Here is an 11923-nt window from a genome sequence, read left to right as displayed (position 1 = left end):
ATTAAAACGCGATCGCTTACTTTAAACAATGACTCTGACATAACTGCCAGCACCTCTGGGATAGGGAATGCCGGTAGTATCACCATACAAGAGGCTCAACAGGTTGACCTGAATCGGAATAGTTCCATATCGACAGCAGTAAACTTTGGTGCAGAGGGCAATGGTGGGAATGTCGAGATTGAAACCAAGTCTCTATCCCTGGACAATCAGTCGCAAATTGAAGCGAGTACTGCCGGTAACGGAAATGCCGGTAGTATCAAAATCCCAGACGCAGAGGAAGTTTCCCTTAATCGGAATAGTTCGATCTCTACAGAGGTGAAGAAAGGTGCAATTGTCCAAAAAGACAACAATATTGATATTGACAGCAATATTGATATTAAAACGCGATCGCTTACTTTAAACAATGACTCTGACATAACTGCCAGCACCTCTGGGATAGGGAATGCCGGTAGTATCACCATACAAGAGGCTCAACAGGTTGACCTGAATCGGAATAGTTCCATATCCACAGCAGTAAATACTGGAGCAGAGGGCAATGGTGGGAATGTCGAGATTGAAACCAAGTCTCTATCCCTGGACAATCAGTCGCAAATTGAAGCGAGTACTGCCGGTAACGGAAATGCAGGTAGTATCACCATCCCAGATGCCGAGGAGGTTAACCTTAATCGGAATAGTTCGATATCTACAGAGATTAAGGAAGGTGCAGTTGCCGAAAAAGCTAGCAATATTGATCTAAAAACGCGATCGCTTACTTTAACCAATGACTCTGACATAACTGCCAGCACCTCTGGGATAGGGAATGCCGGTAGTATCACCATACAAGAGGCTCAACAGGTTAACCTTGATCGGAACAGTTCCATATCCACAGCAGTCAATACTGGAGCAGTTGGCAATGGTGGGAATGTCGAGATTGAAACCAAGTCTTTATCCCTGGACAATCAGTCGCAAATTGAAGCGAGTACTGCCGGTACCGGAGATGCCGGTAGTATCACCATCCCAGACGCAGAGGAGGTTAACCTTAATCGGAAGAGTTCGATATCCACAGCAGTAAACCCTGGTGCAGTTGGCGATGGTGGGAATATTGATCTAAAAACGCGGACGCTAAAATTAAATCAATCTCAAATAACTGCTGCTAGTACTGATGCTCAGGGCGATGCCGGTCAAGTCCAAGTGCGGGATGCTCAACAGGTTGACCTTAATCGGAATAGTTCGATATCTACAGAGATTAAGGAAGGTGCAGTTGCCGAAAAAGCTAGCAATATTGATCTAAAAACGCGATCGCTTACCTTAAACAATGACTCTAACATAACTGCCAGCACCTCTGGGATAGGGGATGCCGGTAGTATCACAATACAAGAGGCTGAACAGGTTAACCTTGATCGGAAGAGTTCGATATCCACAGCAGTAAACCCTGGTGCAGTTGGTAATGGTGGGGATATTGATCTAAAAACGCGGACGCTAAAATTAAATCAATCTCAAATAACTGCTAGTACTGATGCTCAGGGCGATGCTGGTAGTATCTTCATACAAGAGGCTCAACAGGTTAACCTTAATCGGAATAGTTCCATATCCACAGCAGTAAACTCTGGAGCAGATGCTGAAAAAGCCGGTAATATTGATCTAAAAACGCGATCGCTTACCTTAACTAATGACTCTCAAATAACTGCCAGCACTTCTGGGAAAGGGGATGCCGGTCAAATCAAAATACAAGAGGCTCAACAGGTTGACCTTAATCGGAATAGTTCCATATCCACAGCAGTAAACCCTGGTGCAGTTGGTAATGGTGGGGATATTGATCTAAAAACGCGATCGCTTACCTTAACCAATGAATCTGAAATAACTTCCAGCACTGCTGGTGATGGAGATGCCGGTAACATCACCCTTCAGGCTAAGCAAGTGACCATCCAGGGAGACTCACAGGTGTCAGCCACTACAACTTCTGGTGGTAAGGGTGGCAACATTGAAATAATTGAGGCCAATCGGTTTGAGGCTACCGACGGTGGCAACGTCAGAACCACCACCGAAGGTACTAACCAGGCTGGTGATATTACTCTGGAAGTACGAGATGATATTACTTTAGCTGGAACTGGAAGTGGGCTGTTTGCCAACACCACGTCCGGTTCTAGCGGCGATGGTGGCAATATTTTCGTTGACCCCAGAACTGTCACCATTCGGGATGGAGCCAAGATAGCTGTAGATAGCCAAGGCACCGGAAAAGGGGGCAATATTGAGCTTCAGGCAGGCACACTCACCCTTAATAATCAAGCAGAGCTATCCGCAGAAACGGCTAGCAACCAAGGGGGCAATATTACCTTAACCATTGACGAGTTGTTGTTCTTGCGACGGGAGAGTAAAATATCCACTACCGCAGGTACTGCTCAAGCTGGTGGAAACGGCGGCAATATTACGATTAATGCTCCCTTTATCATAGGCATTCGTCAAGAAAATAGCGACATTACTGCTAATGCTTTTGAAGGCAATGGCGGCAATATCAACATCACCACCCAAGGTATCATTGGGCTAGAGTTCCGAGAAAACCTCACTCCCCTCAGTGACATTACCGCTAGCTCTGAGTTTGGTGTAGATGGTACCGTCAACATCAATGCACCTCAAATTGACCCCAGCCGAGGGTTGTCGGAATTGCCAAGCGATGTCATTGATGTCTCTCAACTAATTGAAAAAAACCTCTGTGCTGCCGGTGAGGGCAGTGAATTTATTGCCACAGGTCGTGGTGGCTTACCGATTTCTCCTAACGAAACCCTGAACCCCAATGCTACATGGGACGATTGGCGTATCACTGAGCAACCTCAAACTAGGATCAGAAAACGTCGGTCAAGGTCAAGGCAGCATCAACTACAGATTAATCAACCACAGACCAATAACCCTAAACCTAAACAAATTGTAGAAGCCCAAGGCTGGGTTATCGGTGCCAACGGGGAGGTAATTCTCACCGCCCATCCAGTCATAGTGACTCCGAAGGGTACGTGGTTACATCAAGTAGATTGTCCGATGCTTCACCAAACCTTTAAGTAGCTGCGGTGAGTTTTCTGGGGAAGCCAGAGGATAGATCCTCCTCCCGTCCCCCTTAACAAGGGGGAAGCCAGAGGATAGATCCTCCTCCCGTCCCTCTTAACAAGATAGATCCCCCTCCCGTCCCCCTTAACAAGGGGGAAGCCAGAGGATAGATCCTCCTCCCGTCCCTCTTAACAAGATAGATCCCCCTCCCGTCCCCCTTAACAAGATAGATCCCCCTCCCGTCCCCCTTAACAAGGGGGAAGCTGTGCGATCGCTTTTCCCTGCTCCCTGCTCCCTGCTCCCTGCTCCCTGTTCCCTGTTCCCTGTTCCCTGTTCCCTAAAAACCCGGGACTGTGTACCTAACCGAATTGAGAACTGCCATAAATGAAGCGCCTAATTCAGTTTATTTTAATGACCTTGTTGGGGCTAATCTTAAGCCGTGGTGTACACGCACTACCCTTCTATGCTGCCCATCAGCACTCAGTCATCAGCACTCAGCCATCAGCAGTCAGCCATCAGCACTCAACTATCAGCACTGACCTATTAGCACTCAATAACAGTGAGCAGAACGCAACAGTAAGCAAGACACAACAGCAAGCAGGAAGCACGAAGCACTACCTGCTGCTGGAAAAAGGCAAACAATATTACGATGCTGGACAATATTCTGATGCTGCACGAGTATTGCAGCAGGCGGCACAAGCTTATCAAGCCACAGGAGATATCCTCAACCAAGCCCAAGCCCTGTGTTTGCTGTCCTTAGTCACTCAGCAACTTGGGGAATGGGATAAAGCCCAAGCAGCCATTGACTCCAGTTTGTCGTTGCTAGAAACTGTATCCAGGGGCGGTGAGGGAGTATTGGCTAAAGTGTTGAACACTCAAGGGCGTTTGCAATTGGTACAGGGAAATGCTGAAGCTGCCCTGAACACCTGGCAAAATGCTGAAGCACTGTATGCTAAAGCCAATGATCGGGTTGGTGTGCTTGGTAGCCAGATTAATCAAGCCCAAGCGATGCAGTCTTTGGGACTTTACCGTCGAGCCAAGAAGCTATTGACTCAGGTAAGACAAACCCTGCTGGCACAACCGGATTCTCCTCTAAAAGCTATTGGCTTACACAATCTTGGTAATGTGTTTCGACAAGCAGGGGATTTAAAGCAATCTAAACAGACCTTAACCAAAAGTTGGACAGTCGCACAACGAATAAAATCTCCAGAATCCCAGAGTCAAGTGTTACTGAGTTTAGGTAATACTGAGCGAGCCTTAGCCACAAGAGCAAAAGACTTGAATAATAACAAAGCATTCCAGCAGCATATCCAAGAGGCGATAACTCACTATCAACAAGCAGCAGCAACCACCACCTCACCTATCACCCAAATTCAAGCACAATTGAATCAGCTAAGTTTACTCATCGAAACAGACCAGGAGAAATCTGTTCAAGCGTTGTTGCCACAAATCCAGACATTGCTAACTAAATTACCATCCAGTAGAGCATCAGTTTACGCCCACGTAAATTTCGCTCAAAGTCTGATCAAGATCAGAAATCGAAAATTGCGTACGCAAATTACCAAACCAATTCCCACACCAATTCCCAATTCCCAAGACATTGCTCAACTACTCAACACAGCCATTGAGCAAGCTAAAACCCTAGAAGACAAACGAGCAGAATCCTATGCCCTGGGCACCCTTGGTAACTGGTTTGAACAAACTAAAGATTCGTCAAATGCCATAACCTTTACCAAGTCAGCGCTTCTGATTGCCCAAGGGATTAATGCACCAGATATTGCTTATCAGTGGCAGTGGCAAATGGGACGTATACTTAAGGCTGAAGCCGAACAAGCCACTAAAACCAGAAATGGTGATAGTGAAACAGTAAGCGACCTGATCCAGAATGCGATCGCTTATTATACCCAAGCCTCTAATACCTTAACGAATTTACGGAGTGATTTAGTTACTCTCAATCCTGACATCCAGTTTTCCTTCCGAGAACAAGTAGAACCGGTTTATCGACAGTTAGTTGATTTACTATTGCGTTCTCCTCAACCAAGTAACGATAATCTCAAACAAGCCCGTGATGCTATTGAAGCACTCCAGCTTGCTGAAATCGACAACTTCTTTCGAGACGCCTGCGCCAAGCCAGAAAAGGTCAACATTGATAATTTAGACCCTACAGCAGCGGTCATTTACCCGATTATCTTAAAAGACGGCTTAGCGGTAATCCTCAAATTGCCTGAACCAGATAACTTGCGTTACTATATCCATCATAACATATCAGAAGCTCAAGTAGACGAAGCGGTCAAAAAGTTCAGGAATTTCCTAAGAAGACGTAGCACTAGTATTAGCAAAGTCAAAAAAGAATCCCAACAAATTTATGACTGGCTAATCAGACCCTTTGAAGAAGAACTAGAGAGTAACCCTGAGGCAGACCAAAGCCCAATAAAAACCCTAGTATTTGTTCTAGATGGGTCATTACGAAATGTTCCTGTAGCAGCCCTTTATGATGGCAAACAGTATTTAATAGAACGGTATGCTGTAGCTGTGACCCCTGGCTTACAGTTAGTGGACCCCAAACCATTGCCACGGCAACAGCTAACAGCCCTAATTGCTGGAGCTACTAACGCTCCCAGCTTTAAAAAAGAAGGTTTAGGACCAATCGATAACGTAGGATTCGAGTTAACCAAAATTGGGGAACAGGTCAACCGTAGTCAGAAACTGGAAAATCAAGAATTTATCAAAGAAAACCTGCAAAATCAACTAACAGCAGCGTCTTTCAATGTTGTTCATATTGCCACTCACGGCCAGTTCAGTTCCAACCCAGAGCAAACATTTATCCTAGACTGGGATGAACGCATCAAAGTCAAGGATTTAGATAACTTACTACGGATGAGTGACTCCAGTGGCACCACCCCCATTGAACTGTTGTTGCTGAGTGCTTGTCAGACTGCTACTGGGGACAAACGAGCCGCTTTAGGACTAGCTGGGATAGCGATTAGAGCAGGAGCACGCAGTACCCTAGCCACCTTGTGGCAAGTTAATGATGCCTCTACAGCCGAATTTATGAATCAGTTCTACCAACAGTTAAATAATTCACAGTTGACTAAAGCCGAAGCCCTGCGAAATGCTCAATTAGCGTTTCTGAAGAAGAAATATCCCAGCACAGACTACCATCGTCCTCATATTTGGGCACCATTTATTTTGGTTGGGAATTGGCTGTGAATTCCAGTATGTTTAAGTTAAAGGTTGAATATTAGAGGTTGAATGTTGAATGTTGCAGGTTGAATGTTGCAGGTTGAATGTTGCAGGTTGAGAGGTTAAATGTTGTTCGCCCCGTATTCGGTGTAGGGTAGGTTGTCTGTTATAATTCTAACTTCTAACTTCTAACTTCTAACTTCTAACTTCTAAAACGAGCACCGCTATAATTTACTGAAGGTTACCCAAAATGTTTGTTTTAGAAATTGTTTCTACGAAACTTTGATCAGTCAATAGCTTAATCCAAGCAGTTTCAAGATTCATATTTTGTGGATCTTGCAGCCGTAATTCAGCTAGCTCAGTTAGGGTATCATACCATATGTGATGCTTGCCATAAGCTGCAATTCTCTCTAGAGGAGTATTAGCCCCATTTAACTCCCTTTCTAAGTCTTTAGACTGGGCAACTCGGCGAACTAGTCCTGTCACAGACGCTGGAGTTGGTAATTCATTGGATAATTCCGTAGAAGGGCAATTGATCTCTAGATTCCAGCGATAGGTTTGACCAACTTCCAAGGGATTTTCTGTCTTAGGAAGCGTAATACTAACAATGCCTGGCTGGTCTGGTAGCTTAACAGATTCTCGGTAAATATCGTTTTCCCCATCCTCATCCTGCAAGGAAAATTCTCCCGACGGTGCATCCTCTGAGGTGTAAGGTAGATATATCCAAAAGGTTGGATAATCACTTACGCTTAAATCCAAATTATAACCACCTACTAAAGGAGTCAGTAGTGGAAGCTCCGGCTTGTATAGGCAATCACCACGGGTTCCAGTACCGTGGGGAGCAGAAGGAGTCCCATTGTCTGGGGGTTTGGGATTGGGTTGGATAAAGTAAATTGGTACTTGCCCAAGATTGATGGATTGATCAGCCTCTACTCGGGAGACCAAGAAACAGCTGATCCAGCCAACAAAGACTAAATTAGAGGCAAATAGGTATTTAAGCCGAAATAATTTAGTTAACATCATAACTCAAAATTCAGATCAACATCGATAGATGTTTACCTGATATATCCAATTGATGGATTCAGATAAACACCCCTGTATATCACAACTTCCAGATAAAAATCCGGTCAAGTGTTGTGATTAGTTATTAGTAATTAGTCATACCAAATCCGGGTTAATAATCCCATTTTTAGTCAGTATGGGCAGACAAATTTTTTTTATTATATTATAATTAGCCCAATTTATTATAGCATCAACCACTATAATAAGTCGCGGCTAAAGGGGGGTTATCAAAAGTAATTTGGTATCATTATTCATTGGTCATTTGTAACTAGCAAGAGACTTAATGTAGATCACAAAAGACTAATTACTAATTACGAGTCAATTACTATGATCTCTTCTCTAAACGACAGTAAACGACCACACCAGTAGCCACCAATGCTATAGTAGCGGAAATTAATGGCACCCAACCACCTGTTACTATAAGCAAAACCCAGCAACTTCCATATAAAACAACCACAGCAGTTCCAGTACCCAACAGGACGGAACGCAGCACGTTAAAGTTTCCAGCAACCGTACCCCCGAGCGCAGCCCAGCACCAAATCCAGAGCGCTTCACCAGGCTCAGACCACCACCAAATCAACGGTCGGTTATCCAGCACTGCACTGAGGATGTGACTGATCATCTGTGCCTGAATTTCTATCCCACTCATGGTCTCAACAGACCACTGACCACCACTGTAGGGTGTGCGCCAAAAATTATCATTAAAACTAGGCGCAATGGTACCGATGATCACAATGCGATTCCTGACTAAGTCAGGATTGAACTGATCCCTAAAAACCTCTGCAAGGGAAACGGTCTCAGCAATTTGACCGGAAGCTCGATAATTCAGTAATAGTTGCTGACCACGAGAGTCTAGATTGTGATATCCACCAGAATCCTTTTCTAGGGTCTTAAAAACTGTAGTGCCAAGCTTTAAGTAATTTTCTGTCACCTCCAACTGGATTCCTAGATCAGCCAGATAACGTGTTGCCAACTGGACATTAAATGAGTAGTAGCTCTGACAAGGAGATGGTGACCCTACAGCCAACAAATGGCGACGGATAATGCGATCGGGGTCGAGTAAAACATTATTAAAGCCTTGGCGAACCTCTGGGACTTCTGGAGGTGGGGAAACTCCTGGGTCTCCGTATTGGCAGATGGCAAAAAAGTGATCACTAGTTTGCATCCGAGTCGCTAAATCCTGGTATTCCCCTCCCACAGGATTCTCCCGATAAATATCCAAACCAATAGCTCTCGGTTGATACTGCTCCAGCTTTGCCAGCAGTTTGGCTAAGGAACGATCCGATAAGGAGGCGGCTCTTCTTTCTTCCTTAGGTTGAGACTGCACATCCTCTTCAGTGATTGTGACTAATAACAGTCGCTGATCTGGTCCTTCATGGGGTCGCAGCCGCATCAACTGGTCAAACCCTTGCAGTTCCCAGGGCTGCAATAGGCCAAGCGATCGCACTCCCATTACCAAGCTAGTGACCACTATGCTAGATAGCAGCACTCTCTGGACACTACGCCACTTGCCTTTAGAAGAGACCGATGGTGTTTGTGATGGTGTTTGTGATGGTGTTTCCGATGGTATTTCTGATGGTATTTCTGATGGTATTTCTGACTCTTGGTACAAATCTTCCCAAGCTGGGGGTTCTTGTCCTAGATTCTGGTAAATTACTGGCAACCAACTGGCGCAGGGAAACTGACGCTCCAACCCCTGCAATTTCTCCCGTGCTTCCCGCGTTGCCAGATATAAAGACTTACCATTAGCAAACCCGTTCAAAAAATACTTCAAAAATTTTTGAGCGACCTGATCTGGCACCAACTCCCGCATTATAATCATTTGGGGAATTTGCAAATCATGGAGTTTCCGTGCCAATCCCAACCCATCACAAGAATTAAAAATTGCCAGTTTTAAGCCCTGGGCCACGGCTTTTTTGAGGGCATACCACAGTTCATCAATGGTTAAGCTATCAGTAGGATTAATATAAATTCGACCCGTTTCCCCCTCTGTCTCACTATGTCCTGCGAAAAAGATAATATCCCAAGGTTGCTCCCATAACTGGTCATTAATTTCGTGATGTTTGGGCTTCACTAAAAAGACGGTTTCTGCATGAGATAAATTCTCCAGCAGTTGTCGATCTGCCTTAATATTAATACCAGCACTATGACCTAAAATTGCTAAAATTTTAACTTTAGATTTCCCGGTAGGTGCAGAGCCTTCGGGTCGCTTAAACTGTTTTCCACTCAGAGCAAATTCAGCCTTGGGGTAACGCTCAAAAAAATCCCACAGATGCCAAGGCAGCTTTTGTAACTGGGTATTTTCCGTGCGAATCAGCACCCGAATGGTTTCCTCTGGGTTTAACTCTTCCCGTAATCGCTTATCAATGGGACGAAACTGTTCAGAATCCAGCCATCGTTTTAGTCTATTACCTAACTCATGGGCTGAATCCCCACATTCCTTGAGCTTTTGGTTAATGGAACCACCATAGATAATTTTTCCGGGCTGGATTCTCGCGGGTGAACCTAGGCTCCGATATTTTTCGCGCCAATGGTCTTGTAAGTAAGTAGTGAGTTCTGAATCTGCAGGCAAGTAACCTGTCATTTCCAGCGTTGGGCGTGACCCTTCTTCACCAATTTCTAAGCGTACCTGAAACCCCTGCTGCTGGGAATCATCATCTAGACTCAGGACAACTAACTTTCCCATTTTTGGTAATTATTTATTAGGTATTAAGTATTAGTAATCGAGTAAGTATTGAGCTATCAGCTATCAGCTATCAGATTATGCGCCCCAGCGTCGTTCGCACAGCGTGGCCAAACGCGCCCCGCGTGGCCTAAAGGCCAAGGCCAAAGCCTGTGCCACGCTACTTGAGGTGCTATCACCCATCATGGGCGTAGCGTGCATGGCTCAAAGGCCTTTGGCCTTGGCTGACTGCTGACTGCTGACTGCTGAATGCTTACGTAATCGATAAAAATATTCCCCATTACCCCTTACTTCTGATTAAGAAATTTTATGCAATAGCGATGGATTTATAGACGATGCTTTCCCTGAGTCAGTTTCTCACTAAAAAACTAGCCCTACTTACTCGGGCTTTCCTATAATAATACCAAATCCCCTTTATTACCCCTACTTCCTATAAGCCAAAATCTAGACAACTGCTATAGTAATATTATATCTAATTAATAATCGGATTAATACAAGGCTGGGTTTACGAAGCATACCGGTAGCGCAATCGCCGCTAACTTTAGATTAAAAAATTTTCCGTAATACTGACATCATTCAAAACTAACTTAATGCTAAAACGTTCTCTCGGTTCACCACTTACTTGCAACTTAATATTTTCCGTCTCTCTAGCTTGGGTTTGAATCACCGCAATTCCCTCGTGATCCAGCACCATAATCTGTAGATTCTTGGGAAGACGGTCTCTATCACCACGAGGATAAAGTTCAATGAATATATTCATTTTCGGTGAGTCCGTTGGATGTAGCTCTACAAATAAAGCCACCTTCTCACCACCCCAGGCGATTTCCGAACCGAGTAGTTTACCTCGTTTTACTCCCACGGTAGTATGCAATCCTTTACTAGGTTGGTCAAAGGGGAAACTTCTCAAATCCAGCCAAGGCTCCGGTGCTGGCTGTAAGATAGTTTCCACAGTCTTCCAATCTGCATCAAAACTATTGTCTAACCACTGGCTTAATCGCACTACTGCTGTCTGGCTTTGTGGTTGCTGTTGTTGGCTAGAGTCTGTTTCCATAGTGTTGGAGGGTGAAGCATCGGGACAGAAGACCTTGGGTTTGAGAGCATGACTATGGCTCGACTGCTTTGCCCCTGCCTGGGATTTAGGACATTGCCGATACTCTCTAATGTGTGGCGGTAACTCTTTCAGGGTTCGCAATTGGTTGAGGGGTAATTCTTCTGTTACCACTGTATCAATAAATCCTAGCAGAGTTGCCTCCTCCAATGCTTGATCAAGCTCCACCGCCACATAACCAATTCGTTCCTGCCAGACTGCTGCTGGAACTTTGACACACTTAGCCTCAGGTAAAACAAGTCTACACTCCAACTTACCATGATTTTTCACACTCAGATCCGCAACATCCATCAGGGTTTGCATCACTGGGTTCCAACTGTCGCTTTTCTCTAAGTTTGTCTCAAATCCCATACACCGCAAGTAAAAGTTAACTGCATACACTGCCAGAGTATTGAAATAAACCTGTTTGGCTTTAGTCAGATTAGCTTGGTGCTGTTGAAATTCCTTTGCTCTGCGATGTGCTGCTAAAGCTAGCGGAACTTTAAAGGTTAACGGTTTAATGTACGACTTAATGGTAGACGTCATGATTACATCCTGTGCTGAGTCCAATCATAGTATTCCCTAACGTAGGAGCCTGAAGGGGTGACGAAACAGGCTGAAAGGCTCGCTATGTAAAGGTAGTAGCATTTTGTGGTAAAAAAAAGTAGGTCTCTAAATTTGCAACAAGACCTACTTATCGACAATGTGACCAGCATTTTACCAAAACCACCTAAAAAGTCAATTGAGTCTAGCCGAATATATTTTCTTGAAAATTTTGCTCAATCTCTTACAGTCAATTAAAAAAGTTAACTTAGAAAAAATAGCCAATGCTCTCCCTTTACCCATTAAATTTGAAAGTAGAAGAAAAAGAATTCAAAGATTTTTATCATTAC

7 protein-coding genes and 1 pseudogene are annotated in these 11923 nt (G+C 44.5%); 4 read left to right on the top strand and 4 right to left on the bottom strand.

Annotation, left to right across the window (positions count from 1 at the left end; translation table 11 throughout):
• From F6K57_RS21300 to F6K57_RS21290, 3 genes are all read left to right on the top strand, one after another.
• The coding region (locus tag F6K57_RS21300; protein ID WP_293070535.1) for an S-layer family protein at nt 1-3033 on the top strand (3033 nt) is incomplete at its 5' end.
• Nucleotides 3034-3280: 247 nt separating this feature from the next.
• Complete coding sequence (locus F6K57_RS21295; protein ID WP_293019598.1) at nt 3281-3403, top strand: hypothetical protein; 123 nt, start codon at nt 3281-3283, stop codon at nt 3401-3403.
• Entirely contained in the window at nt 3400-6225 is a 2826-nt protein-coding gene (locus F6K57_RS21290) for a CHAT domain-containing protein (protein WP_293070533.1), read from the top strand. Before F6K57_RS21295 ends, F6K57_RS21290 begins: the two co-directional genes overlap by 4 nt.
• 204 nt (nt 6226-6429) lie before the next feature.
• Here F6K57_RS21290 and F6K57_RS21285 read toward each other — a convergent pair whose 3' ends face one another.
• From F6K57_RS21285 to F6K57_RS21270, 4 genes are all read right to left on the bottom strand, one after another.
• On the bottom strand, nt 6430-7221 hold the full coding sequence (locus F6K57_RS21285) for a DUF928 domain-containing protein (protein ID WP_293029997.1): 792 nt from the start codon (nt 7219-7221) through the stop codon (nt 6430-6432).
• Nucleotides 7222-7585: 364 nt separating this feature from the next.
• Nucleotides 7586-9946 (bottom strand): CHASE2 domain-containing protein, encoded by a 2361-nt coding sequence (locus F6K57_RS21280; protein WP_293030000.1) that lies wholly within the window; start codon nt 9944-9946, stop codon nt 7586-7588.
• 75 nt (nt 9947-10021) lie between these two features.
• The gene (locus tag F6K57_RS21275) at nt 10022-10144 is read right to left on the bottom strand and encodes a hypothetical protein (protein WP_293030003.1); all 123 of its coding nucleotides are present in this window, start codon (nt 10142-10144) and stop codon (nt 10022-10024) included.
• A 340-nt stretch (nt 10145-10484) separates the two neighbouring features.
• Nucleotides 10485-11576, bottom strand: coding sequence for a DUF1822 family protein (locus F6K57_RS21270; RefSeq protein WP_293070530.1), 1092 nt, complete (start codon nt 11574-11576; stop codon nt 10485-10487).
• A gap of 196 nt (nt 11577-11772) precedes the next feature.
• On the opposite strand from F6K57_RS21270, the pseudogene F6K57_RS21265 reads away from it, so the two are divergent.
• A pseudogene (locus tag F6K57_RS21265) lies at nt 11773-11923 on the top strand (IS4 family transposase); the annotation flags it as partial.

This window comes from Moorena sp. SIO4A5 (assembly GCF_010672005.1).
Classification (GTDB): Bacteria; Cyanobacteriota; Cyanobacteriia; order Cyanobacteriales; family Coleofasciculaceae; genus Moorena.
This window is presented reverse-complemented; position numbering and strand designations above follow the sequence as displayed.

What these genes read in the sequence shown, in the direction of transcription:
- F6K57_RS21290 (WP_293070533.1), top strand. Translation starts at nt 3,400, where the DNA reads ATGAAGCGCCTAATTCAGTTTATTTTAATGACCTTGTTGGGGCTAATC.
- F6K57_RS21285 (WP_293029997.1), bottom strand. Translation starts at nt 7,221, where the DNA reads ATGATGTTAACTAAATTATTTCGGCTTAAATACCTATTTGCCTCTAAT.
- F6K57_RS21280 (WP_293030000.1), bottom strand. Translation starts at nt 9,946, where the DNA reads ATGGGAAAGTTAGTTGTCCTGAGTCTAGATGATGATTCCCAGCAGCAG.
- F6K57_RS21275 (WP_293030003.1), bottom strand. Translation starts at nt 10,144, where the DNA reads ATGCACGCTACGCCCATGATGGGTGATAGCACCTCAAGTAGCGTGGCA.
- F6K57_RS21270 (WP_293070530.1), bottom strand. Translation starts at nt 11,576, where the DNA reads ATGACGTCTACCATTAAGTCGTACATTAAACCGTTAACCTTTAAAGTT.